Genomic DNA, 24900 nt, shown 5'->3' on the forward strand with positions numbered 1-24900 from the left:
CATCGCGGGGTGATTTCCGCCCAGAGTTCGGTACGCAGACAATTGCAGCAAGCTGCAAGAACCCGAACGTCCCGAAACCGACTCGATTCGGTTAAGCTCTCGCGCTTGTGAGACCGCCTTCCGCTCGGCGGCCGGTTTTCCTCGATTCGACCGGGCGACGCCGCCGTACCATCCGCAGAACCGGCGCGCTCCTCGCGGTGCCTACCGTCGGTTACCTCATCCTCATGGGCAGTAGCCTTCTCGGCGGACCACGCCTGGACACGCCGCTGATCCCGCTCCCCGAGGCCAAGCCTCAGCACCGGCCGGCCACTCCGCCTGCCGAGGCCGCAGCTCAGACTCCGCGGCCGACCGGTGGCCACACCGTGACACCAGGTGACGGACCGTCCGAGAGTTCCTCGACGCAGCCGTCGTCGACCATCGACTCCACGACCCCGACCGGCGGTCCGACGAGCGTCCCGACCACCGGGGTTTCCACGCCCGTCGTCCCGCCGGGGACTGTTGCGCCCCCGACTCCGACGGTCGCACCGACAACGGCACCGACTACACCGCCCGGGCGGACCAACTCGCCGACCACCGCTGCCCCTACGGCGACGACGACCACCACGCACGGCAACAAGCCGACCACGCCGCCGGGGCGGACCAAGACGCCGACCAAGCCGTGAGCAGACCGGTCGCACGACGGGCCAAGCAGGTCCCGCTCCGCACGCATTGGATCGTGCTGACGATGCTGCTCGTCTGCCTGTCCACCATGCTGCTGCTGAACGGCTACACGCACCACATGTTCGGCGCGGAGCCCGACGGCGCGGTCAAGTCGACCGGCGGATCCAGTACGGTCCCGCGGTCGATCGTGACCGGTGGACCGGTCATCGACGCCGGCCCCGGCGTGCCGCGCTCGGTGTCACCGCACGCTCGTACCATCGCGCTCACGTTCGATGACGGGCCCGACCCCGTCTGGACGCCCAGGATCCTCGACCTGCTCCGCGCGCAGAAGGTCCACGCGACCTTCTTCGTCGTCGGTACAGCGGTCGCCGCGCACCCGGAGCTGGCCCGCCGGATAGTCGCCGAAGGCCATCAGATCGCCGTTCACAGCTTCACCCACGCGAATCTGTCGACCACCGCGGGCTGGCGGCGCTCGCTCGAGCTCCGGCAGAGCCAGCTCATCCTCGCCGGCGCCACCGGGGTCAGTACGACGCTGCTCCGTCCGCCGTACTCGTCGGAACCCAGGGCGCTGACCGATCGCGACTGGGCCGCGCTGCAGCAGATCCGCCAGGCGGGTTACCTCGCCGTACTGACCAGCCAGGACAGTGAGGACTGGCGGCGGCCCGGGACCGACCAGGTGATCGCCAACTCGATGCCGCGCAGCACAGCCGGACAGGTGCTGCTGATGCACGACGCGGGCGGCGACCGCAGCGAGACCGTCGAGGCGCTGAGCAAACTGCTGCCCCGGCTGAAAGCCCGTGGGTTCCGGTTCGCCACGGTCAGCGACGCCGTCGGTCTGCCGGACCCGACGCGCCAGGCCGGTCTGCTCGACCGCGGCCGCGGTCTCGCCGTGATCTGGGTGATGCGGATCAGCGATGCGGTCCTGTCGTTGCTGACCTGGCTCCTGTACGCCGCGGGCGCGCTGAGCGTGCTGCGGGCGATCACCACCGTCGTCGCCGCGCGGCGGCACGCCCGGATGCGCGACTGGACCTGGGGACCACCGGTCACCGAACCGGTCAGCGTGATCGTTCCGGCGTACAACGAGAGCGCGGGGATCGAGGCGGCCATCCGGTCGCTGGTCGCGTCGGACCATCCGGTCGAAGTGATCGTCGTCGACGACGGGTCGACCGACGGTACGGCGGACCTTGTCGAGGCGCTGATCAGGAACGAGGGACTGCGCTGGGTCCGCGTGATCCGGCAGCCGAACGCGGGCAAGCCGGTCGCGCTCAACACCGGCCTCCGCGCCGCGCGGTACGAGCTGATCGTCATGGTCGACGGCGACACGGTCTTCGAACCCGACGCGGTCCGGAATCTCGTCCAGCCGTTCGCGCATCCGAGTGTCGGGGCGGTGTCGGGCAACGCCAAGGTCGGCAACCGGCGCGGCCTGCTCGGTCGCTGGCAGCACATCGAGTACGTGATCGGGTTCAACCTGGACCGGCGGTTGTTCGACCTGGCCGAATGCATGCCGACCGTCCCCGGCGCGGTCGGCGGATTCCGCCGTACGGCGCTGGAGCGGATCGGTGGGCTGAGCGACGTGACCCTCGCCGAGGACACCGACCTGACCATGGCGCTGTGCCGGGACGGGTGGCGGGTGGTCTACGAGGAGAGCGCGGTGGCGTGGACCGAGGCTCCGGCCTCGCTCGGCGCGCTGTGGCGGCAGCGGTACCGCTGGTGCTACGGCACGCTGCAGGCGATGTGGAAGCATCGCGGCGCGATGGTGCAGCGCGGTACGGCCGGGAAGTTCGGTCGACGCGGGCTGACCTACCTGATGCTCTTCCAGGTGCTGCTTCCGCTGCTGGCGCCGGTAGTGGACGTGTTCGCGATCTACGGCCTCGTGTTCCTCAACCCGGTCCGCGTCATGTCCGTGTGGCTCGGCTTCGTGCTCCTGCAACTGGTCATGGGCTTCTACGCCTTCCGCCTGGATGGCGAACGTGCCGGTCCCCTGTGGACGCTGCCGCTGCAGCAGTTCGTCTACCGCCAGCTGATGTACCTGGTCGTCATCCAGTCGGTCTTCACCGCCCTGGCCGGCACCCGACTCCGCTGGCAACGCATGGAGCGCTACGGCAGCCTGCAGGCGCCGACTACTTCGTGACTGCTGCCGCCGGACTACCGGAAGTGCGGCGTGGGGGCTGGGGACGATCCTGCTCGGCGTGGGAGTTTACTTGCAGCGATCTTCCTCTCACGTGGAGTAGTTGATGTTGAAGCGGGCTGCACTTGTTGTCGGGGTTCTGCTGGCCGTCACGGCCGGCGCCAAACCAGTCGTCGTCGGTGGGACGTTGGCGAGTGCCACCGAGGCGCCGTGGGCGATCGCGCTGAACAACACGCAGTCGGCGTCGTCCAGCGGGCGGTACTGCGGCGCCGTACTCGTGAAGCCGAACAAAATCGTCACGGCAGCACATTGCATGGACGAGGACATCTCGACGTACTACGCCGTCCAAGGGCGGGCGAATCTCGCCGACGACTCCGTGGGCCAGACGTCGGCGATCAGCAAGGTCTGGATCCATCCCGGGTACAACACGAAGGACAACCGCTACGACTTCGCCGTACTGACGCTGGCCAAGCCGTTCACCGGAGTGCCGGTGCTGCCGCTGGAGACGCGGGCGCGGGCGGACCGTAATGGCGTCGTACCGACGGTCTATGGGTGGGGTGACACGGAAGGGACAGGGATGGACGACACGCTGCAGAAGGCGGCGGTCCCGGACCTCGGGGACAAGACCTGCCTGTCGGTGAAGAGCTACGTCACCAACGGGTACGCCGCCGCGACGAACGTCTGCGCCGGCTACCTCAACGGTGGCATCGACGCCTGCCAAGGCGACTCCGGCGGCCCGCTGGTGCTGAACGGCCGGCTGCTCGGCGTCGTCTCGTGGGGACAAGGATGCGCCCAGCCCGGCAAACCCGGCGTGTACGCCGAAACCGCCGCCGTCGCGAGGGCACTCGCGCCGCAGCTGGCTCGCTGAGCCGCCTACAGCACCGCGCCGCGTGGAGCGATCTCCAGAGCTGCGACTCCCCGCGCGTACAGCACGAGGAGCCGATCGCCGTGTCGACACCGGAGCGTGCCGGTATCGCCGGAAAGCGCTGCGACGGCACGCTCGACCACAACGTCGTCCGCCACCTGCGCCTCCTCGAAGGTGACGTCGAGCTGGTCACCGCTGATGAGCCGAACTCGCAACACAATGCTCGCCATCTCCGCAGCCTATGCCGTACACACCCACCGACGTGCCGACTTGAGCCGGACGGAGGCAAACTGACCGTATGGCTGAACCTGTTCGCGTGATCAAAGCCGGCGATCTGGTCGCCGCCGACCCGACGTCCGGGATGCTCCGGATGCGAGCCTTCGAACTCCCGATCCTGTGGTCCGGCCAGGTCATCACCCAGCCCGGCGCGATCTCCGGGTGGCACCACCACGACAAGAACGAGAGCAGCCTCTACATCGTCCGCGGAGTACTCCGCCTCGAGTTCGAAGGCACCGACGAGTACCTCGACGCGGTCGCCGGCGACTTCGTCCACGTCCCCGCCTTCACCATCCACCGCGAAAGCAACCCCAGCTCGGACCCGTCCCTCGCAATCATCGCCCGAGCCGGCGGCGGCATCCCCACCGTCAACGTCGACCCGCCTACAGCAGGCCGGTCGTCTGACCGATCTCGATGAGGTATCCGTCGGGGTCACGCAGATAGCACCGCACCTCCGCGTGGCGGTCGATCGGCGCGGTCAGGAACTGCCCGCCCTTGGCAAGGGCGTCGGCGTAGAACGCGTCGATGTCGGCAACCCGCACGTTGAGGAACGCCGACACCGGATCACCCGGCTCGGGCGCGGTCAACGTCACGTCGGGTTTGTCCGGGGTCGGTCCGCCTCCGGGGTTCATGATGATCCAGGTGTTGGCGACCTTGACGGTCGCCGGATTCTCGGCCCGCACGACCGTCCCGCCAAAGATGTTCGCGTAGAACTCCCGCGACACGGCGACATCACGCACGGTCAGAAACTGCGTAACCAGCAGCCCCTCCACTGGAGCGGGAAAGTCGTTGCCGTCTGCCATCAGTATCTCCCAACGTCAAGTCCTCTCCAGTAAGACAGAACGCCGCCGCCTTCTGTGACCGACTCTTCGTCGGTAGTTATTGCGGACGTCCATAACGTAGATGGTCGAGCTTGGCGGGGAGGTCTCGGAGCAGGTTGGCGATGGTGGCGTCGATCGTCGCGGGGGCGCCCATCCAGCGGGCGGCGGGGGCCTCGCCGAGTGAGACGCGGATCTGCTCGGCGAGGATCTGCAGGTGATTTCTGGTCACGCTGAGGAAGAGGTCTGGTCCGGCCCATCCGAGCTCGCCACCGGCTTCGACGTACGCCCTGAGGATCTTGTTGGTCTGCTCGCGATTGCCTGCGCCGAAGATGTACGCGACCCGGCCGGCCTCGAGTGCCGCGCTGTCGGTCCGCACGCTGTCCCAGTCGACCAGGACGGGCCCGGAGTCGGACATGACGACGTTGTGGGTCTTGAAGTCGCCATGCGTTGTGACGATGTCTGGGGCAACGTCTAGCACCTCTGTGATGCGTTCGGTGGACGTGATGATGTGCGGGAGGCTATCGGCGCATAGACCTGCCCAGGACAGGTCACGATCTCTGGCCCCGGCGAACCAGCTCTCCCAGGTCTCGGGGGCTTGGATTGCCGGCCGCCACCACTCAGGCAGGCCAACCAGTCCGAGGGGCTGCAGTTGATGGACTTGCGCCATCGTCCGCCCGAGCCAGGCCGAGACGTCGCGGTCGTACGTCCGGTGCTCGATCCATCGGTAAACCCGAAACAACCGATCCCCGATGCGCGCCAGCCAATCCAGGAGCGGATCGACCGGCCTGACCGGTTCTGGCATGTGGATGCGTGCTGCACGCGCCTCGCGCTCGAACGCCATCGCGACTACCAGTTGGTCGAGCAGCTGCCCGCCGTCGAACTGACTGCCGATCGCCGGAAAGTAGCCTTTGACGAAATAGCTCCCGGTTGAGGTGTTGAGCCGCCAGGTGTCGGCACCACCCCGCCTGAAATGCTGGAGCTCGCCGACGGGTTTACCCAGATCGAACGCGCTCGCGACTTCTTTCGGGGACGGCGGGTACAACTTTCCCTCCAGGATTCGTTGGTGGTTCCAACGACGGCTGGTAGGGCAAGGTTCCTGCGCGAAGACGTGCCACTACGGTGACCCGCTTGAGCCGGCGTCACCACAGAAATCCCTCATAGCCGGGGATATCTGCGGGAGCAGGCGGGGGCTTCCCCCGGCGGGAAGCCCCCGATCGCGACCAGCGGCGCCGGAAGGCGGCAGAGCTCCTTGTCAGTTGAAGCGTTCGTACGCCGGGAGGGTCAGGAAGTCGATGTACTCGTCGGCGAGGGCGACCTCGAGGAACAGCGAGCGGGCTGCGTCATAGCGGCCGGGGTTGCCGAGCTTGTCGATCTCCTCGTCCGCGATGCGCTCGACCAGATCCGTGGTTACGGTCTCGCCGGTGTCGAGGACGACCTCGTTGCGCCGCCACTGCCAGATCTGTGAGCGAGAGATCTCCGCGGTGGCCGCGTCCTCCATCAGGTTGAAGATGCCGACGGCGCCGGTGCCCTCGAGCCAGGCGGCCAGATACTGCACGGCGACGCTGACGTTGTTGCGCAGGCCGGCCTCGGTGACCTCACCCGGTGTGGAGGCGACATCCAGCAGCTGATCGGCTGTCACCGCAACGTCCTCGCGGAGCTTGTCGACCTGGTTCGGCTTGTCGCCGAGGACCGAGTCGAACACGGTCCGGCAGGTTTCAACCATGCCCGGGTGCGCGACCCACGAGCCGTCGAAGCCGTCGCCGGCCTCGCGGGTCTTGTCGGCCTCGACCTTCGCGAACGCCTGCTCGTTGACCGCCGGGTCCTTGCTCGGGATGAACGCCGCCATCCCGCCGATCGCATGCGCGCCGCGCTTGTGGCACGTCCGCACGAGCAGCTCGGTGTACGCGCGCATGAACGGCACCGTCATCGTGACGCTGTTGCGGTCCGGCAGCTGGAAGTCCTTGCCGCGGGTCCGGTGCGTCTTGATCACGCTGAACATGTAGTCCCAGCGCCCGGCGTTCAGCCCGGCGGAGTGGTCCCGCAGTTCGTACAGGATCTCCTCCATCTCGAACGCGGCCGGATACGTCTCGATCAGCACGGTCGCCCGGATCGTCCCGCGCGGGATTCTGATCGTGTCCTGGGCGGTCACGAACACGTCGTTCCAGAGCCGCGCTTCGAGGTGCGATTCCATCTTCGGCAGGTAGAAGTACGGTCCTTGCCCGCGGGCGAGCTGCAGTTCCGCACAGGCGGCGAAGTACAGCGCGAAGTCGACCAGCGAACCGCTGACCGGCTCCCCGTCGACCTGGATGTGCTTCTCCGGCAGGTGCCAGCCCCGCGGCCGTACGACGATCGTCGCGAGCTCCTCGTCCGGCTTCAGCGCGTAGCTCTTCGCGTCGGTGCTGAAGTCGATGCGACGGCTGATCGCGTCGAGCAGGTTCAGCTGGCCGCCGACCACGTTCTCCCAGGTGGGCGTGTTCGCGTCCTCCTGGTCTGCCAGCCAGACCTTGGCGCCCGAGTTCAGCGCGTTGATGGTCATCTTGCGGTCGGTCGGGCCGGTGATCTCCACCCGCCGGTCGACCAGGCCCGGAGCCGCGGGCGCGACCCGCCACTCCGGGTCGTCGCGGACATCCTTCGTCTCCGGCAGAAACCCCAGCGACGCCCCGGCCGCGATCTCCGCGACCCGCTGCTCGCGGCGCTCCAGCAGCTCCTTGCGCCGCCCGTCGTACGTGCGGTGCAACGTCTCGATGAGCCCGAGCGCACGCTCGGTGAGAATCTCGTCGTACCGCTCGTTCATCGGGCCGGTGACGTCGATGGACACGTGTCGCTCCCTTAGCTCAGTACTACGACTTCGTGATCGGTGATCCGGTCTACCTCGACCGTAATCCAGCCGTCCTGCTCCTTCACTTCTACCTCATCACCCGAGACGAGAAGTCGCGCTCGCGACCCGGTCACCCTGAGCGACACAGTGAACGGGCCCGCGGGCGTGAACTCCTCCAAACGACCGCGCCAGGCGCCACCCTGATCGAGGTTGACCAGGTGCAGGATGTGCCGGTCGCCCTGCTTGTAGAGCTGACAATCCAGTACGCCGGCACCGTCCACGCGCAGCGGGATGCCGTCGTGCCGGACCAGGTTCGCGAGCACCTTGCCGTGATCCGGGTGATGATGCTTCGCGTACTGCCGATCGAGGTCCGCCGCGAGGTACGCCGTACGCTCGCCGAGCACCAGCGCCGGGGTATCGCTCCGCGGCTCCTCCATCCACGACTTCTCCGGCGGATAGATCGGGAACGGCGGGATCCAGGTCAGCGCAGGCTTGCCGGTCTCCACCACCTCCACCAGCTCCAACTGCCCGCCGAACGGCAGTACGTCGGTGTCGCCGTCGAAAACCGATCGGTCCTCGATCCGCAGGTAGCTGTGGCTGTCGTAGTTCTCCCAGTCGGTCACCGTCCCGTCGCCCAGCCGCTTGCCCGCGTGCCGGACTCCCAGCAGGTCGCCCAACGCCCAGTCGTCCCGGCGATCGCCCCACTCGTCGTAGAGCCCCGATTCCCCGGTCACGACAAGGCGGCCGCTATAGGCCTGCAACTGTGCGATCTGCTCGTCGGTCAGCACACCCACGTTCGGCACAACAAGCACCTGGAAGCGTTCATCGACTTCAGTCGTGGGCAAGTACGGGATGCGCGCCCGGACCAGCGCATCGACCCACCCACGGTAGGGCAGCTGACTCACCGTCTCCGGCTCGTCCTTGCCGTGGAAGTCCACACTGCGCTGACTCCACAACAGCCCGACCGTAGCCACCGGCTCGCGATCGACGAGGAACTCCTCATTGGCCTGGTGCCATTCGAAGAGCGGCTGTGCCGTCGCATACTGCCGCCGGTCGTCATGCACCGATCCGATGTGGTGCCACCACGGCTGGATCCCGCCGGCCCACCCCTCGATCGCCCACATCCGCGCCTCCGGCTCAGGCTTGCTCCCGAGCCGGAACGTCGGTACGCCGGCGTCGTACATCGCCGTGCTCTCCGGGATCAGCGTGTCCCAGCCGAGCAACCCGTGCAGGCGCTTGCCGGAGTCCGCGTTCGCCTGGAACCCGGACTCCTCGTGCCGCCACTGCGAGTCCAGCATGAAGATCGACGCCCGCTTGCAGATCTCGACGTCGTCGCGCAGCCTCTTGCTCTGGGCAACGACCTCGCCCCCGTTCATCCCGATCCACAAGCAGTCCGGACCGCCCGCACGCCTCGTCACCTCGTTGTTCAGGTCCCAGACCGCGAGCCGCTGGTCGTAACTCCAGCGGATCCACTGCCGGTACACCGGATCGGCCCAGTCCGGCGACGCCGGCAGGTCCTGCCCGAAGCTGTCACGACAGTTCGGGCAGTAGCAGATCGAGTCCCGGCCGAGGCCGCTCCAGCTGTTGTCGGTCAACCCGTCCGGCGAGGTCCGCTCGATGATCTCCTCGAGGATTCCGGTCAGGAAGTCCTTGTAGTACGGGCCCGTGACGCAGGCGACGTACAAGTTGCCGGCCCGATAAGGGTTGCCGTCGGCATCGATCGCGAACCAGTCCGGATGCGCGTCGTACAACGGCTGGTGCGCCCGGTTCGAGTCCATCCGGGCCAGCACCGTCAGCCCGTCCTCCTGCGCGAGCTTGGCGATCTCGCCGTACAGATCGCGATCACCGAGGTACTCCGCCCGGTGCTGCAGCTCGAACTTGCTCGGGTAGTACGCGACGATGCCGCCGGCGTTGACGATCACCCCCTGCACCTTGGTACGACGCCAGTGCTCCCGCCACCACTCGGCGTCGTACCGGGCCGGATCCTTCTCGGTGAGATTCGTCTGCGCCCACCTCAAAGTCCTTTGATACCAAGGCTTCACGGGAGACTCCGGACCGCGTCGCCGGCACCGGACAGGTTCTCCAGCAGCATCTCGGAGTACTTGCGACTGAGTACGACGCCTTCAGCGCCGCCTTCGAACGCGGCCAGCGTCGCGTCCCGCACCGACTCGCGCGTGCAGGCGGTCAGCTCGCCCTCGTTGTCGTCCCAGTTGATCTTGGTGCCGACGTCACGCGGCTTCTCCAGCCCGCGCTGCTTCGCGACGCCGACCGGGATGTCGATGTCGATGCCCGGGTAGATCGCGCTCTGCCCGCCGACACCGGCGACGGCCCGCTCGGTCTCCCGGCGTACGTAGTCCGCGGTGAAGCCGGTCTGCGGCAGCTTCTCGTACGAACCCTCGTCGAGCTGCAGCAGCTTCATCATCAACGGGTACACGTCCTCGGGCTCCGCGTCGGCGAACAGCGCACCGCAGATGCTCTTCACCCAGGTGAAGAACCGCGGGCCGGCGCAGTTGTTGTAGATGACGACCTTGATGAAGTCCGAGAACTTCGCCATCTCCGTGTAGTCCTGGTCCGCCCGGTAGAACGGGCTGAACGAGATGTTGTGGTAGACGTGCCAGCCGACCTGCACCTCGGGCGAGATCGCCTTGGCGACGCCGTAGATGTCGCGGTACAGCTGCCGCTGGCTCTCGGTCCACAACGTCTGCCAGGCGAGTACTTCGGGGAAGTTGAGCAGGATCCTCCAGAACGTCACGAACGCGCCGTCCACCGGCCGCTCGCCCGCGCCGACCCGCTGGTTCCACTCGACCAGCTCGCGGTATCCCTGCATCGCCTTGTTGACGTCGATGCCACGCTCGCGCGCAACAGCACGGCAGTGCGGGCAGAAGCAGCCGATCTCCGACACGTCGACCGTGCCCTGCATCAGCATGTTCAGCGGACCGGGCCGCTCCGAGCACCAGGCCAGACCGTCGAGCTCGTAGCTCTGCACGTAGTCCTCGACGAACCCGAGGTGCCAGTTGCGGTAGTCCGGGTTGTTGAAGCACGGCCGCCGCCCCGGGCGACCCCAGGCGTCGACCTCGAGCACCTTGGCGAAGTTCGGGTACGTTCGCAGTTCGCGCGCGCCGCCGCTCTCCTCCATCCACGCGAACGACTTCATGCCGCGCTCGCGGGCCTTCGGGATCACCTCGCCGAGCAGGTCCAGCTCGGGGTGCTCGGGTGCACGGCCGACGTCGCCGAGCACGGTGTTGCCGTAGTACTGCGGATGCGGGGTCGCGTAGTTCCCGCCGACCCAGCCGAGGTCGTAATCCTGGACGCCGTGGTCGGGGATCGGGTAGCCCGGAATCTGCCGGCCGCCGGTTCCCCGGGTCCAGGTCGGTGTGGCCAGGAACAGCGCGTTGACCGCGCCGCGCTCGGCCAGGATATCGAGTGTCCGGTCGACGCCTTCGTCGACGAACGAGATGGCTCCGATCTGCATGGCAACGACCCGATCGGGCACGATGCTCACCCCTTCATTCCTGTCATCGTGATGCCTTGGATGAAATAGCGCTGGGCGAAAAGGAAGACGGCGATGACCGGTACGACGGAGATCGTCGCGCCTGCCATCAGCAGACTGATCTTGGTGAAGTACTCGCCCTGGAACTGCGCGAGTGCCACCGGCAACGTCTGCAGGTTCTCGGACGTGATGTAGATCAACGGACCGAACAGGTCGTTCCACGATTCGAGGAACGTGAAGACCCCGATCGCGGCGAGCGCCGGCTTGGTCTGCGGCAGCATGATCCGCCAGTAGATTCCGAACGTCGAGGCACCGTCGATCTTGCCGGCGTCCTCGAGTTCGTTCGGAATCGTCAGGAACGACTGCCGCATGAGGAATGTCGCGAACACCGGAGTGAGCACCTTCGGCACCCACAGCGGGTACTGCGTGTCCACCCAGCCGATGTGCTGGAAGACGATGTACTGCGGGATCAGGTACGCGATACCGGGGATGATCGACGTGGCGAGCAGCACCATGAACGCGATGTCCCGGCCGGCGAACCGCAACCGCGCGAACGCGTAGCCGGCCATCGACGCGACGATCAGAATGCCGATCACGTTCAACCCGGCGAGTTTGACACTGTTCCACAGAAACACCGGGATCAGGTCGAACACCTCGCCGTAGTTGCTCCACTGCGTGTCCGTGGGGAGGAATTTCGGCGGCGAGCTGAGCACCTTCGCCTCGGGCCGCAACGACGCGCTGATCATCCAGACCAGCGGCGCCAGGAACGCGACCGCGAACAACGTCATCACGACGTACTGCGAAGTCTTTCCGACGATTCTCATGTGTAGAACACCCACCTCTTCTGCAGCTTCCACTGCAGGAAGGTGACGGCCGCGATCACCACGAACAGGATCCACGCCATCGCCGAGGCGTAGCCGACCTTCCCGTAGCTGAACGCGTTCTGATAGATGTTGTAGATGTAGACGCTGGTGGCGTGGCCGGGCCCGCCCTTGGTCATCACGTAGATCAGGCCGAACACCTGGAACGACGAGATGAACTGCGTGATCAGCAGGAACAGGAAGTGCGGCGTCAGCAGCGGCAACGTGATGAACCGCAGCCGCTGCCATGCGGCGGCCCCGTCGATCTTCGCCGACTCGTAGAACTCGTTCGGCAGGCCCTGCAGACCCGCGAGCAGGATGATCATCGGGTAGCCGATGCCCTGCCAGACGCTGACCATGATCACAGCAGGCATCGCCCAGCTCGAGCTCGACAGCCATTGCGGGCCGTTGATCCCGAGCTGGCTGAGCAGACCGTTGATCACGCCGTTGTCCGGCTGGAAGAACCAGAACCAGACGAACCCGATCGCCACCACATTCGTCACGTACGGCGCGAAGTACGCCGTCCGGAAGAACGCGACGCCGCGGATCGGACGAGCGCAGAGCAAGGCCAGCACCAGGCCGATGCCGATCGTCAGCGGGATGCTCGCCAGCGTGAAGTACACCGTGTTCTTGAACGTCTGCAGGAACAACGGGTCGTCGGTGAACATCTCGCTGAAGTTCTTCAGGCCGACGAACTTCGGCGCCGAGATGCCGTTCCAGTCGGTCAGCGAGGCGGCGATCGAGACCAGGATCGGGAAGAACTGGAACGCCACCACCCCGACCACGATCGGGCTGATGAACAGCCAGCCGGTGAGGTTCTGTTTCCGGCGGGCCCGGCGTACGTCGGCTGTGTTGACGGCGTCGGAGGTACGGCGCGTCATCGTGATGGTTGCCATCGACATCAACCCTTCAAGGCGTTCTCCACCTGTGATTTGACGCCTTGGAGAACGTCGGCGACCGGTTTCTCGCAGTTGTAGGCGTTGTCCAGCGCGGGCCGGTACAGCTCGCGGGCGCCGATGGTGTTCTTGGTCTGGTTGGTCGCGGTCAGGTGCTTCGCGGCCTCGGCGAACAGCCCGATATGGGCGGGCGCCTTCCCGTTCGGCGCCAGCTCGGCCGCCGCCTTGAGGTTGATCGGCGTGAACGCGCCGCCCTGCAGCAGGATCTTGCCGCCTTCCTCACTGGCGAGGTACTTCAGCAGGTCCCAGGCCGCATCGGGGTTCTTCGCCTTCTTCGGGACGCAGAACACGATCACGCTGGACTCGGTCTTCTGCTCCACCTCACCAGGTGGCGGAGCGACGTCCCAGGTGAAGTCCTTGACGGTCTGCCGCAGGTACGGCACCGTGCCGAAGGTCGCGAACATCATCGCGATCTTGCCCTGGGCAAACATCTGGTTCTGGATGTTGTCCTGCTGCAACGCGGACCAGGGCGGTTGCACCTTGTCCTTGCAGGTCAGGTCGGTCGCCCACTGCAGCGCCTCGGATTCCTTCGGGTCCGACAGCGTGAACTGCGTGCCGTCCTTGGAGAAGATGCCCGTCTGGCTGCCGTGGTTCACGGTGAACGTCTGCTCGTAGCCGGTGTCCAGGTAGACCAGCGCGCCGTACTGCTTCTTCGCCGGGTCGGTGAGCTTCTTGGCCTTCTCCTCGAAGTCGGACCAGGTCCAGCCTTCGTCCGTCCAGGTTGTCGGCGGCAACGGCACGCCGGCCTGCTTGAACAGATCGACGTTGTAGAAGATCAGCCGCGGCTGGTAGCCGAGGACCCACGCGGTGTGCGAACCGTCGGGCTGCTGCGGGAAGTCGAAAGTCTCCTTGGCGAACTGCGACGTGTCGAGCTTGTCCTTGTCGATGTACGGCTTCAGGTCCAGCAGCGCTCCCTGCTGGGAGAAGCCACGGACGAAGTCGTCGTTGATCCGCATCACGTCCGGCGGACTGCCGCCCGCGATCAGCGTGCGCATCTTGGTGTCGTATTCCTGGGTGACAGCGGGCTGGACGGTGACCTTCGTCCCCGATTCCTTCTCGAAGGCCTGGATCGCCTGCTCCAGCGGGTTGCCCTTGACCTGCTCCCAGTTGAGGAAGGTGAGGCTCTTGCCCCCACCACCACCTGCATTGCCGTTGCCACCACAGCCGGCCAGTACTCCGGCGGCCGTGAGTCCCGTCAGTCCGGCGAGAAACCTGCGGCGGCTCAGGTTGGAGAGTTGTGTCTGCACCGGAATCTCCCATCCACGGAGGGATGAATACGTATACAATGAATACGTATACACACTGGCTTCGGCGTGGTCAACGGTCTGGGGCGAGACTCTTGAGTAGGGTTCAGCATTTGGACGACGAGGGGAGGCGGGGTTCGATGGCACGACCACCGACGAGCAGGGACCTGGCCCGGCTGGCAGGAGTTTCGCAGGCGACGGTCTCGCGGGTGCTGACCAACAACCCGAAGGTCAACCCGGAGACCCGGGCACGGGTCCTGCAGGTGCTGAAGGACGCCAACTACACGCCGAACGCGTTGGCGCGCGCGATGAAGACCGGGCGGACCGACACGATCGGTGTGTTCATGACGCGCGTGACCAGCCCGTTCCACGCCGAGCTGCTGGACGAGATCGGCCGCGTGCTCAGTTCGATCGGTCTGCACATGATCCTGTGGAACATCGAGCACGATCGGGAGGAGACGGTCGCCGAGGTGCTGCACCAGCGTCTCGTCGACGGGTTCCTGCTGACGTCGGCGACGTACGACTCGAAGCTGCACACGATGGCGCTTGCCTCGGGCACGCCGACCGTGCTGGTGCACCGCGGGATCGACGAGCTCGACTGCGATCAGGTCGTCGGCGACAACTGGCAGGGCGCGTACGACGCGGGGAAGTATCTCGTCGACCACGGCCACACCGACATCGGACTCGTCACGCTCGTTCCCACCGGGAACACGTCCCGCGACCGCGACCTCGGTTTCCGCGCGGCTCTCGCCGACGCCGGCGTGAAGATCAAGCCGAGCAACGTGGTGACGGTCGGCGTACCGCACGCCGACGGTCACGCCGCCGCGAAGAAGCTCCTGTCCCGGAAGAATCCGCCGACCGCGATCTACACCGTCACGGATCTGCTCGCCTTCGGCATCCTCGACGGCGCCCGCGCGGTCGGCGCGCGAGTCCCCGACGACGTCTGGGTGATCGGCTTCGACAACACCGAGATGGCCGCCTGGGAAGCCTTCGACCTCACCTCGGTCGACCAACCCACCCACACCATCGTCGAAACCGGCGTAGACCTCCTCCGGCAACGCATAGCCGACCCCGACCGCCCCACCCAGATCGTCACCCTCCCCTGCCCCCTGGCCATCCGAGGCTCGACGGCCAACCGGCATTAGCCCAGCTTCGGCAGCACCTCGGCGAGAACCTTGGCGTGGTCCTGTGGTGTGGCCAAGCCCATGTTCATCGTGTTCACGCACAGGTGGGTGGCGCCTAGGTCGCGCCAGCCGTCGGCGAATGCAGGCCAGTCCTGCTCGGGTACGGCGCCGAGGGTGAGCCGCGCCTCGATCCCGACGGACTGCGGATCCCGGCCTGCGGCCTCCGCCGCTTCGCGGATCATCGCTATCTGTTGCTTGGCCCGGTCGTCGGGCGGCGATTGCGGCATCCAGCCGTCGCCGATCCGGCCGGTGCGTCGGAGTACGGCGTCTGCACTGCCGCCGAACCAGATCGGGATCTGGCGGCCGGGCAGGGGGTTCAGGCCGGCCTCGACGATCTCGTGGTACTTGCCGTCGTACGAGATCACCGGCTCGGACCAGAGTTTGCGCAGTACGTCGACCTGCTCCTCCAGCACTGCCCCACGCTGTTTGAACGGCACGCCGAGTGCTTGGTACTCGACCTGGTTCCACCCGATGCCGACACCGAGCCGCAGCCGCCCGTTGGACAGCACATCCACCTCGGCTGCCTGCTTCGCCACCAGCGCCGTCTGCCGTTGCGGCAGGATGAGTACGCCGGTCACCAGCTCGAGCTTGGTGGTGATCGCCGCCATGTACCCGAACAGCACGAAAACCTCATGGAACAAGGACTTGTCGGTATAGCCGGTCCAACCCGGGCGGTTCGTGGGATCCGCGCCGAGCACGTGGTCGTAGGCGAGCACATGGTTGTACCCGGCCTGTTCCACGGTCGTCGTCCAGTCGCGCACGACCTTCGGATCCGCGCCGATCTCGAGCTGGGGGAACACCGCACCGATCTTCACTTCGTAGCCTCCGGCAACAAGTCGATCAATCCCTGGACAGCCAACTCGAACGGCTCCACCGAGCCGGCCGCTCGAGCAAGCACATACCCACCTTGCAACACGGCCGCAACCGTCGCCGCGATCCGCTGCGGATCCAGCGATTCCGGGTACTCACCCGAACGCTTGCCCTCCGCAACCACCTCGGCCAGCCGCGTCCGCAACCACTCGAACGTCTCGGCAACCGGTGCCCGCAACATCGGGTCCGCAATCACGTCAGGATCCGCGGTCAACCGGCCGACCCGGCATCCCTTGAGCACATCCCGCTCCCGCTCGAGATATCCCGCGATCCGCTCACTGGCCGACCCTTCGCCGGTCAGTTGCACATCAGCAGCTGCTCTGAGCTCAGCCCCCGACCGCTCGATAGCAGCCTTCGCCAACTCCGCCTTCCCCGCGAAGTGGTGATACATACTCCCCTGCCCGGCATCGGCCGCCCGCTGAATCGCCTTCGGCGAGGTCCCGACGTACCCCCGCTCCCACAACAACTCCTGCGTACTCCGAATCAACCGCTCCACCGTCTCCACCCCGCCACTGTACCCACAGGTACAGACTCAGGAAATGAAGCTGGGGAGGATCCTGCGCCCGAATCGGAACAGGATCCTCCCCACTTCGTTGCGGTCAGCTGATGGTGACGATCTTGTTGACGGTGTACGCCGGGGCGTGATCGGCATCGCCGGGGAAGTACACGCGATAGGCGATCTGTCCGCGAACAGCCGGCTTGATGCCGAAGGCGTACTTGCCCGAGGTACTCAGCTTGACCGAGGCGATCGACTTCCACACCTTACTGCCGTACTGCTGCAGGTACACCGTCTGGCCGTAGTGCGCCGGAAGGACGTACCCGCTGAACGCGGTCGTCCCACCGAGCCGGATCGACGCCGGCGACAGAGCGGCCGAGATCGTCGGCCTGACCTGGACGGTGACGTCGGCGGTACGGGTGCCCATCAGGGACTCGCTACCGGGGAACGTCAGCATGTAGACCGACGACACAAGCGGCTTGTGCGTCACCGAGAGCGTCCCGGTCGAGGACGTCTTCAGCGCCGCGAGCAACGTGAACTTCGAGGACGTCTTCGGCCGTACGTAGACGTTCACCGGCAGCCCGGCGTACGCCAGATTGTCGATCCGCAGCGTGCTGCCCTTGATCGTGATCGCCCCGCCGTAGTTGATCAGCGTCGACGTCACCGCGATCCCCGACTTCATCCCGAGCAACTGCTTGACCGCGATCGGGCTGTAGTGCCCGGTCCGATCCACGACCCAGGCCGCGTACGTGTACGTCGTACTCTGCGCCAGGCCGGTGTTCTTCACCGACGTCCCGGTGCCCGCGTACACGAGCGTGCCGGTCGTCGGCGTCGGCGCCTTGCTCCCGACGTTCCGCCGGACGATCACCTGATCGAGATCCGGCGTCGCCGGAATCGTCCAGGACAGGTTGGCCGCCAGGTAGGCGCCGCTCCCGCTGAACACGGTCAACGCCTGCGGAGTCAGGTCGACCGTCGAGAACACGCTGCTCCATCCTGAATCGCGGGAGTTGGGAGCGAACGCCCCGAGCGTCACGGTGATCCGGTACGGCGTGGCCTCGGTGAGCGGCGCGTTCGGCGTGATGGTCGACGTCCGGGCGGCGGCGTCGTACGCGACCGTGCCCGGCACCACGGCGCCGGTCTTCCCGTTCTGCAGGAACACGGTGTCCGAGGTGATCCGCGCCGGATCCATGTCAGAGGCGAAGGTGACGGTCGGCGTCGAGGTCAGCGGGGCACCGACACCGAGGTCGGCCGGGCTCACATCCCGGACTGGGTAGGCGTACAGCACGCCGGAGGAACGGCCCGTGACTTCGCTGACGGTCAGCGTGTACGACCGAGTGTCACGCGAGCCGTTGTCGTTGCGGACGGCAATGTACGTGTCACCTGCCTGGACGGCGGCGCCGACGCTCACCGTGAGCGGCCCCCAGATCGGCCGATTGGTGTTCGGGTAGAAGTCCGGGTACGCCTTCACGTCACCGGCGACCGCGCTGAGGTTGGAGTTGAAGACGAGGAGCCGCGGACCGAAGTTCGCCGTGTACTTGTCCTGGTTGAACTCGGGGCCGGTCACGCTGAATGTGAGGATTCGGGCCGCATCCGAGGTCACCTTGTACCAGTCGGTCTCGCCTTCGGTGTTGATCGTCCCACTGACCGAGCCGAGTGAGATCGCGGTCGCCCGCGCCGGCTGGTCGTTGCCGTCTGGCGCATTGACGGGGAAGTCCTGCGCCCACTTACCACCCAGGGCAGCGTAGGCGTCGACGATGCCGTGACCGTAGTACGGGTCGATGCCGCGTGGGCCGGCGTCCCGGGCGAGGTTCTCGACCCGCTGCGCGACCTGAGCGGGAGTCAACGCCGGCCACTTGTTCTTCACCAGGGCCGCGACGCCCGTGACGATCGGCGCCGAGCAGGAGGTGCCGGTGCAGTACCAGTACGGCTCGTAGCCCGAGGGAGTCAGGTTCCGCGGACCGGTGCTCAGGATGTCCACGCCGGGTGCCGCGATGTCCACCCAGTTGCCGAACGAACTGAAGTCCGTCAGCGAACCGCTCGCGTCGGTCGCCGCGACCGCGATCACCTCGGTATAGGACGCCGGATACTGCAGGTCGTCGCTGCCGTCGTTCCCGGCGGCCGCCACGACGGTGACGCCATCGTTGACGGCATCAGAGATCGCCTGGTGCAGGATCGGGTTATCGTCCGGCCCGCCGAGGGACATGTTGATCACCTTGGCGCCGTGGTCGACGGCCCAGTAGATGCCCTCTGCAATGTCCTCGTCGTACCCGGAGCCGTTCGCGTCCAGGACCTTGACCGGCATCGCCTTCACATTCCAGCCGACGCCTGCGACGCCGACGCCGTTGTTCGCGGCGGCGGCGATGATGCCGAGCGTCATGGTGCCGTGGCCGTTGTCGTCGACCGGGTTCGGACGGGTGCTGGAGACGGCGTTGTAGCCCGGGACCAGGTGACCTACCAGGTCCGGGTGACCCGCGTCGACGCCGGTGTCGAGGACCGCGACGATCTGGCTGCCGCTCGACTTCGACACGTCCCACGCCTGCGGCATCCGCACCGTGTTCAGATACGTCTTCTGGTCAGTGGTGTAGTACTCGTCGTTCGGGACGGCCGAGATGTACCGCTTGTAATTCAGCGAGGCCAGCTCGACCGCCGGGTCGGCCTTGACCTTCTTGAGGAGGTCAGGCGCCGGTACGTCGCTCTTGAGCTTCACGACCTTCGAGGCCACCGAGTCCTCGGCGGTCGCGCCGTACTTCGACACCGCGGCCTTCCGGGCCGACGAGGACGCCTTCGGCTTGAACTTGACGAGCACCGTATTCGGCTCGAACTCGGCCTTGTGCTTCCCCGCCGCGAACGGCGGCCGGTACGGGCCCTGCTCGGCCGACAACGCGGCCGTGCCGGACGACCCGGTGACAACCACCACCGACCCCGCGATCAGAGCAGCCGGCACAGCCAGCCGCAACAAACGAGCACTACGAGACACCACAACCCCCAAGAACCTCAATCGGGCGGACTGGACCGGATGTGGTCCCGGCCATAAATCGCGCGAACAGCCACCCGCGTTACACCTTTTGCAACTTCCTGCAATTTCAGGCGCGTCGAGCTGCTTCGGGGGCTACGGTTGGCGCGGCTCAGCGGGGGCTTGAACACCATCCGGGGCCGAACACCTGTTATTACCTGTCCCAGCCCACCAGCAGGTGACCAAGCCCCCGACAGTTCCCGACGGCCCATCTCACACGAGTTGGATGGGCGGTTGTTGGGTGGGACCGATAGTCTCGGGCGCCATGAGCACCAGCGTCGCCATTGCGGTGATTACCTTCAGGCGACCTGCTCTGTTGCGGGGGTTATTGACCAGTTTGCAGGCTCAGGAGCTGCCGGCGGACTTGGATTATGCGATCCGGATCGTGGTTGTGGACAACGATGCGGACGGGTCGGCGGCGGCGGTGCTGGAGGAGTTCGGCGAGGGTACGCCGTACCCGATCGAATCGGTGGCCGAACCGGAGCCGGGAATCCCCTTCGCCCGCGAGAAATCGGTTGAGCTGTGCTGGAACGACGACGCCCTGATCTTCGTGGACGACGACGAGACGGCCCCGCCCGGCTGGCTCGAGAAGCTCCTGCACGCGTGGGAGTCCACCGGCGCTGACGTCGTCACAGGCCCGGTGAAGGGCAACCTCCCGCCCTGCGCCCCGCCGTGGAACCACTACAGCGACGTCCACGACTCGACCGGCAAGCACACTACCGGCGAGGAACTCCGCAAGGCGTACACGAACAACACGCTGGTCAGCCGTCGCGTCTACCACACGGTCACGCCCGGATTCCATCCCGCGTTCCGCTACACCGGCTCCAGCGACCTGCATTTCTTCCTCCGCGTCCACCGGGCCGGGTTCCGGATCGTGTGGTGCGAGGAAGCGTGCATCGCGGAGGAGGTGCCGGTCGGCCGGACCACTCTGCGCTGGCTGGTACGGCGTGCCTTCCGTTCCGGCTCCGGCGACACGATCAGCCGCCTGCTGATCCGCCCGGGCGCGATCAGCTACGTGCTGGTGCTGGCCTATGCTTCGGCCCGGGTGATCTCGGCGGTCGGGTTCGCCCTCGCCGGGCTGCTGCTCGGCCGGAAGACGCACCTGCTGAAGGCTGTCCGCCGGTTCTTCTCGGGCGTCGGCAGCCTCGCGGGGATAGTAGGGATCAACCATGACGAGTACCGGGAACGGCACGGGTCCGGCCACGGCCCCGGACCGGCCGACGGTGGCGGCGCTGTGCCGGGCGATCTGGCAGGTGGAGACGGAGCTGGGGCTGCTCGAGTGGCAGATCAAGGGCGCTCACCCCTGGCCGATCATCCGGATGCGCGTCTTCCATGAGCTGACCCGCCGCACCGGCATCCACGGCGCACCCCATCCGGTACGACGCACGCCGTACGACAAGGCCGCTCTGGTCGCGAAGCATGTCGCCGGGATCGTCACCCGCTCGCCGTTCCCCGGCCGGTACGACGCCCTCGTCGTACCGCATCCGCGGAAACCGAACGGTGTAGAGATCTACACCGACGTACTCCGCGCAACGCTCGGCGACAACGCCCTGATCCTCGACTCGGGGATCAACGGCACCCCGCTCCCCGGCAGCAAGAACCTCGACTTCTTCACGTCCGCGGCCGGCGCGATCCATCCCCGCACGACAGACGACCGAGGCATCGGCGCAGCGCTGGAGAAACTCACCGGTGTCCGGGTCCCGGTCGGCGCGATCCTCGCCCGCGAAGTACCGAAGCACTTGCGCCTGCGCGCCTTGTACCGCGCGCTGCTCAAGCGGCACCGGATCAAGACCGTGTACGTCGTCGTCGCGTACTTCCACCAGCACATCGTCGGCGCGGCTCGCGACCTCGGGATCCGCGTGGTCGAACTGCAGCACGGCGCGATCAGCCCGTTCCACCTTGGCTACAGCTACCCCGGCCGGCCGACGGTCGCGGATCAGCCGGACGAGCTGTGGTGCTTCGGGTCGTACTGGACCGATGTCGCGGACCTGCCCGCCGGCATGCGGGCCGAGGTGGTCGGCGCGACGTTCCTGCCGGCGCCCGGACGGAAGGACCCGCGGCGGGTGGTGTTCCTGTCACAAGGCACCGTCGGCGCGGAGCTCGTCCAGGTCGCGGACGCGGTGGCGAAGGAGGATCCGGACCTGGACGTCGTCTACCGGCTGCACCCGAGCGAACGCCCGGAGGACTACACGATCCCGTCCGGCGTACAGCTGTCGACCGGCGGCAGCACGCTCGAGCTGCTCGCGACAGCGACGTACCAGATCGGCGTCTCGACGACGGCGCTCTTCGAGGGCATGGCGCTCGGCTGCCGTACAGCGGTCGCGGACCTACCCGGGCACGAGTACCTGGACCCGGCGATCGCCCGCGGTCACGCCGAACTCATGACGCAGCCGTCCGATCTCCGCCAGGCTCCGCTCTGCCCGACTCCCGAGATCTACTACGCCCCCAGCCGCCTACGGCTGGCGACCGAGCAGCCCCAATAGACGATCCTGCAGCGGCGCGTCGGGCGCGACAGGTACTTCGGCGCCGTACACCTCGATGCCCTCGCCGAACGCGCCGGGCATCCGGTACTTCGCCATCAGGTCCGGCGGGATCGTCACCGCTGTCGCCCAGAGCCTTTCGATGTCGACCGGCTCGATCGTCTCGTCCTGATCGGTCGCGCGCGCCAGATCCCAGCCGTGCAGGACAAGGTCGTCGGAGACCACCTGGTCGATGTGCTGCTCGACCGTCATCCGGCCGCCCGGCGTATCGCTCTCCGTCAACGCTGCGATGGGGTCGTCGAGAACGTCCTCGATCGCAGCACGCGCCTCCTGGAACGCGGACAGCGGATCATCCGCCGGCTCCAACTTCCGGAAGACCGGAGTGAGCATCACCCCGTGCATCGTGACGACGTGCTCGACCACATCCCGCGCGGTCCACTTCGCGCACGGCGACTGGTTCTCCCACTGGTCCGGCGCCACGGCCGCAACCTTCTGCTCGAACGCATCGGCCCGCCGCCTGTACCGCTCCGCGATCTCGCCCATCCCCGCATAGTGCCGCTCGCGCCTGCCCCGCGGAAGGTCTGCGCGGCTAACGACAGGAGGTAGTCGGCCGGCGTGGACTCCGGCACGCGGGGCCGAGCGCTCGGCGGGCGTCGATCCGCGACTACCTCCTGTCGTTAGCGGCCGGAACTGTCGGTGGAGGCTCCTAGGGTCGTCGGCGTGCGGACAGTTGAGCTGGGGCGGACGGAACTGCGGGTCAGTGAGTTGGGGCTGGGGCTCGCGTCCATCGGGGGAATGTTCGCGGCGGTTTCGCAGCAGCAGGCGGTGGCGACGATCGATCGGGCCTGGGAGCTGGGCGTCCGTCTGTTCGACACCGCGCCGGTCTATGGCTACGGCTTGTCCGAGCAGCGGGCCGGCCTGGCCTTGCGCGGTCGATCACGCGGCGAGTTCGTGCTCTGCAGCAAGGTCGGGCGACTGATCGAACCGGGCGGCCCGGATCTCCAGCCGATCTGGGCCGAGCCGCCGGCCGGGCTCGGACCGAGGCTCGATTTCTCGTACGCCGCAACGATCCGCTCGTTCGAGGCGAGCCTGGAGCGGATGGGCATCGACCGGATCGACATCCTGCACATCCACGACCCCGACCTCGACTACCTGACCGCGTCGACCGAGGCGTTCCGCGCGCTCACCGAGCTTCGCGGGCGCGGCACGATCGGCGGGATCTCGCTCGGCGTCAACCACGCGGACGTGGCGGCGCGCTTCCTCCGCGAGACCTCAGGAGTCGACTGCGTCCTGCTTGCCGGTCGGTACACACTGCTCGACCAGACCGCCGAGGACGAGCTCCTGCCGCTGTGCGAGAAGCTCGACATCGCGGTGCTCGCCGCCGGGGTGTTCCACGGCGGTGTCCTCCCCGACACCGCGGACGGCGCGCCGCACGGATACGAGCGGGTCCCGAAGGACGTGCTCCGACGCATCGACGGACTGCGCGAGCTTTGCCGGCGGCACGACGTACCGCTGCTGGCCGCTGCGGTGCAGTTCCCGCTGAGGCATCCCGCCGTACCGGCCGTGGTCGTCGGGGCGCGGAGCCCGCGGGAGATCACCGAGATCGCGGCGTGGCTCGATCACGAGATCCCTGATGCGTTCTGGGGTGCACTAGACAGGGCCTAAGGTCTCGGCTATGAGGTACATGCTGCTGCACAAGACCAATGACAGTCTCGAGGCGGGCAACCCGCCCGATCCGGAGATCCTGGAGCGGGCCGACGCCGTGCTCGAGGAGATGCGTCAGGCCGGGGTGCTGGTGCTCGGTGAGGGGCTGATGCCGAGCTCGCGGGGTGCGCGGGTCACGTTCCCGGTGCCGGGTCAGCCGCGGGTGATCGACGGCCCGTTCGCCGAGACGAAAGAGCTGGTCGCGGGCGTCTCGATCATCCGCGTCGACTCCAAGGAGGAGGCTGTCCAGTGGGCCCTCCGCTTCGCCGAGGCCGACCCGAACACGCCGATCGACATCCTCGAGATCGCCGGCTAACGCTTCAGGTGCAGGATCGGATACGGCTTGCCGGTCGAGTCTGTCTCGCTGCGCGAGACCTGCACGAAGCCGTGGTGCTCGTAGAAGCCGATGGCCTGCGGGTTCTGTTCGTTGACGTCGACCGAGGTGGCGGCGAAGTGCGCGAACGCGTGCTCCAGCAGCAGACTCCCGCCGCCCTGACCGCGATACGCCGGGTCCAGGAACAGCATCTCGACGTTGCCGTCCTCGACCCCGATGAACCCGATCAGCAACCCGTCGTCGGTCCGTAAACCCGCGAGCTGCTCGATCTCGCCGAACGATGCCCGCACCAACGGCCGGAAGACATCGAGATCCGCCTCGGTGACGAAGTCGTGCGTCGCCCGCACCGACGCCTCCCACAACTCGGCGGCGCGGTCGAACTCGCTCGGCTCGATCCTGCTGATCTTCACTCGGCCAGAGTGCCCTCTTCGGCCACGACGAGCGAGTCAATTGCTGCGAAGAAGCGGGCGATCCCGGGCAGGTTCGGGCCCTTCTCTCGCGAGGTGGCAAAGTCCTCCGGCGTCGCCCAGTCGACAATGTCCAGCCACTCGTTGTCCGGCAGCCGCACCAGCCGCGCGCCCAAGAACCCGGCGCGGTCGGCCTCGAAGTCCTTCAGCATCTCTGCGCGAGCGGCCAGCAGTTCCTCGGTCTTCTGGGCCGGCACGCGGAAGCGGGTCAGTTCGACGGTGGTCATCGGATTC

The 24900-nt window shown here is 66.9% G+C and carries 24 protein-coding genes; 9 read left to right on the forward strand and 15 right to left on the reverse strand.

Features of this window, described 5'->3' with window-relative positions:
• Positions 1 to 224 precede the first annotated feature (224 nt).
• The 3 genes from EV653_RS23315 to EV653_RS23325 all read left to right on the forward strand — a co-directional run bounded on the left by EV653_RS23315 (position 225) and on the right by EV653_RS23325 (position 3656).
• The gene (locus EV653_RS23315) at positions 225 to 662 is read left to right on the forward strand and encodes a hypothetical protein (RefSeq protein ID WP_134105826.1); all 438 of its coding nucleotides are present in this window, start codon (positions 225 to 227) and stop codon (positions 660 to 662) included.
• Positions 659 to 2791: a bifunctional polysaccharide deacetylase/glycosyltransferase family 2 protein gene (locus EV653_RS23320; protein WP_238159986.1), complete on the forward strand. Its 2133-nt coding sequence runs from the start codon at positions 659 to 661 to the stop codon at positions 2789 to 2791. The genes EV653_RS23315 and EV653_RS23320 overlap by 4 nt, the downstream gene beginning before the upstream one ends.
• A gap of 103 nt (positions 2792 to 2894) precedes the next feature.
• Positions 2895 to 3656, forward strand: coding sequence for a S1 family peptidase (locus tag EV653_RS23325; RefSeq protein ID WP_134105827.1), 762 nt, complete (start codon positions 2895 to 2897; stop codon positions 3654 to 3656).
• A gap of 5 nt (positions 3657 to 3661) precedes the next feature.
• Here the strand turns inward: EV653_RS23325 and EV653_RS23330 are convergent, their stop codons facing one another.
• Complete coding sequence (locus EV653_RS23330) at positions 3662 to 3883, reverse strand: hypothetical protein (RefSeq protein WP_134105828.1); 222 nt, start codon at positions 3881 to 3883, stop codon at positions 3662 to 3664.
• Between the two features lie 68 nt (positions 3884 to 3951).
• Between EV653_RS23330 and EV653_RS23335 the strand changes: the two genes are divergently transcribed.
• On the forward strand, positions 3952 to 4347 hold the full coding sequence (locus EV653_RS23335; protein WP_134105829.1) for a cupin domain-containing protein: 396 nt from the start codon (positions 3952 to 3954) through the stop codon (positions 4345 to 4347).
• On the opposite strand, the gene EV653_RS23340 is transcribed toward EV653_RS23335, so the two are convergent.
• The 8 genes from EV653_RS23340 to EV653_RS23375 form a co-directional block, all read right to left on the reverse strand.
• Positions 4313 to 4732, reverse strand: coding sequence for a VOC family protein (locus tag EV653_RS23340; protein ID WP_134105830.1), 420 nt, complete (start codon positions 4730 to 4732; stop codon positions 4313 to 4315). The two genes, EV653_RS23335 and EV653_RS23340, sit on opposite strands and share 35 nt — an antisense overlap.
• Positions 4733 to 4808: 76 nt before the next feature.
• Complete coding sequence (locus EV653_RS23345; protein WP_166679524.1) at positions 4809 to 5792, reverse strand: phosphotransferase; 984 nt, start codon at positions 5790 to 5792, stop codon at positions 4809 to 4811.
• 210 nt (positions 5793 to 6002) lie between these two features.
• Entirely contained in the window at positions 6003 to 7568 is a 1566-nt protein-coding gene (aceB, locus tag EV653_RS23350) for a malate synthase A (RefSeq protein ID WP_134105832.1), read from the reverse strand.
• Positions 7569 to 7579: 11 nt separating this feature from the next.
• On the reverse strand, positions 7580 to 9586 hold the full coding sequence (locus EV653_RS23355; protein WP_238159987.1) for an alpha-amylase family protein: 2007 nt from the start codon (positions 9584 to 9586) through the stop codon (positions 7580 to 7582).
• A 20-nt stretch (positions 9587 to 9606) separates the two neighbouring features.
• Positions 9607 to 11070 (reverse strand): hypothetical protein, encoded by a 1464-nt coding sequence (locus EV653_RS23360; protein WP_134105834.1) that lies wholly within the window; start codon positions 11068 to 11070, stop codon positions 9607 to 9609.
• Complete coding sequence (locus EV653_RS23365) at positions 11067 to 11882, reverse strand: carbohydrate ABC transporter permease (protein WP_134105835.1); 816 nt, start codon at positions 11880 to 11882, stop codon at positions 11067 to 11069. The genes EV653_RS23360 and EV653_RS23365 overlap by 4 nt, the downstream gene beginning before the upstream one ends.
• Positions 11879 to 12814, reverse strand: a complete 936-nt coding sequence (locus tag EV653_RS23370) for a carbohydrate ABC transporter permease (RefSeq protein ID WP_238159989.1) — start codon at positions 12812 to 12814, stop codon at positions 11879 to 11881. The genes EV653_RS23365 and EV653_RS23370 overlap by 4 nt, the downstream gene beginning before the upstream one ends.
• A 5-nt stretch (positions 12815 to 12819) precedes the next feature.
• Complete coding sequence (locus tag EV653_RS23375) at positions 12820 to 14121, reverse strand: ABC transporter substrate-binding protein (RefSeq protein WP_166679525.1); 1302 nt, start codon at positions 14119 to 14121, stop codon at positions 12820 to 12822.
• Positions 14122 to 14258: 137 nt separating this feature from the next.
• On the opposite strand from EV653_RS23375, the gene EV653_RS23380 reads away from it, so the two are divergent.
• The gene (locus EV653_RS23380; protein WP_166679526.1) at positions 14259 to 15263 is read left to right on the forward strand and encodes a LacI family DNA-binding transcriptional regulator; all 1005 of its coding nucleotides are present in this window, start codon (positions 14259 to 14261) and stop codon (positions 15261 to 15263) included.
• On the opposite strand, the gene EV653_RS23385 is transcribed toward EV653_RS23380, so the two are convergent.
• The 3 genes from EV653_RS23385 to EV653_RS23395 all read right to left on the reverse strand — a co-directional run bounded on the left by EV653_RS23385 (position 15260) and on the right by EV653_RS23395 (position 19648).
• Entirely contained in the window at positions 15260 to 16117 is an 858-nt protein-coding gene (locus EV653_RS23385; protein ID WP_134105838.1) for an LLM class F420-dependent oxidoreductase, read from the reverse strand. The two genes, EV653_RS23380 and EV653_RS23385, sit on opposite strands and share 4 nt — an antisense overlap.
• Positions 16114 to 16677 (reverse strand): TetR/AcrR family transcriptional regulator, encoded by a 564-nt coding sequence (locus tag EV653_RS23390; protein WP_134105839.1) that lies wholly within the window; start codon positions 16675 to 16677, stop codon positions 16114 to 16116. The genes EV653_RS23385 and EV653_RS23390 overlap by 4 nt, the downstream gene beginning before the upstream one ends.
• 94 nt (positions 16678 to 16771) lie before the next feature.
• Entirely contained in the window at positions 16772 to 19648 is a 2877-nt protein-coding gene (locus EV653_RS23395) for a S8 family serine peptidase (protein ID WP_134105840.1), read from the reverse strand.
• 298 nt (positions 19649 to 19946) lie between these two features.
• On the opposite strand from EV653_RS23395, the gene EV653_RS23400 reads away from it, so the two are divergent.
• Positions 19947 to 21017 (forward strand): glycosyltransferase, encoded by a 1071-nt coding sequence (locus tag EV653_RS23400; protein WP_134105841.1) that lies wholly within the window; start codon positions 19947 to 19949, stop codon positions 21015 to 21017.
• Positions 21001 to 22164, forward strand: coding sequence for a hypothetical protein (locus tag EV653_RS23405; protein ID WP_134106706.1), 1164 nt, complete (start codon positions 21001 to 21003; stop codon positions 22162 to 22164). The genes EV653_RS23400 and EV653_RS23405 overlap by 17 nt, the downstream gene beginning before the upstream one ends.
• On the opposite strand, the gene EV653_RS23410 is transcribed toward EV653_RS23405, so the two are convergent.
• On the reverse strand, positions 22135 to 22704 hold the full coding sequence (locus EV653_RS23410) for a TIGR03086 family metal-binding protein (protein WP_134105842.1): 570 nt from the start codon (positions 22702 to 22704) through the stop codon (positions 22135 to 22137). The two genes, EV653_RS23405 and EV653_RS23410, sit on opposite strands and share 30 nt — an antisense overlap.
• Positions 22705 to 22881: 177 nt before the next feature.
• Between EV653_RS23410 and EV653_RS23415 the strand changes: the two genes are divergently transcribed.
• Positions 22882 to 23826 (forward strand): aldo/keto reductase, encoded by a 945-nt coding sequence (locus EV653_RS23415; protein ID WP_202871795.1) that lies wholly within the window; start codon positions 22882 to 22884, stop codon positions 23824 to 23826.
• 10 nt (positions 23827 to 23836) lie between these two features.
• Entirely contained in the window at positions 23837 to 24181 is a 345-nt protein-coding gene (locus tag EV653_RS23420) for a YciI family protein (protein ID WP_134105843.1), read from the forward strand.
• Here the strand turns inward: EV653_RS23420 and EV653_RS23425 are convergent.
• Positions 24178 to 24609, reverse strand: coding sequence for a GNAT family N-acetyltransferase (locus tag EV653_RS23425; protein WP_134105844.1), 432 nt, complete (start codon positions 24607 to 24609; stop codon positions 24178 to 24180). The two genes, EV653_RS23420 and EV653_RS23425, sit on opposite strands and share 4 nt — an antisense overlap.
• Positions 24606 to 24893 carry an antibiotic biosynthesis monooxygenase family protein gene (locus tag EV653_RS23430; RefSeq protein WP_134105845.1) on the reverse strand — a complete coding sequence of 96 codons (288 nt, stop codon included), beginning with the start codon at positions 24891 to 24893 and terminating at the stop codon, positions 24606 to 24608. The genes EV653_RS23425 and EV653_RS23430 overlap by 4 nt, the downstream gene beginning before the upstream one ends.
• Positions 24894 to 24900 lie beyond the last annotated feature (7 nt).

Origin of the sequence: Kribbella pratensis (assembly GCF_004365355.1) — a bacterium.
GTDB lineage: Bacteria > Actinomycetota > Actinomycetes > Propionibacteriales > Kribbellaceae > Kribbella.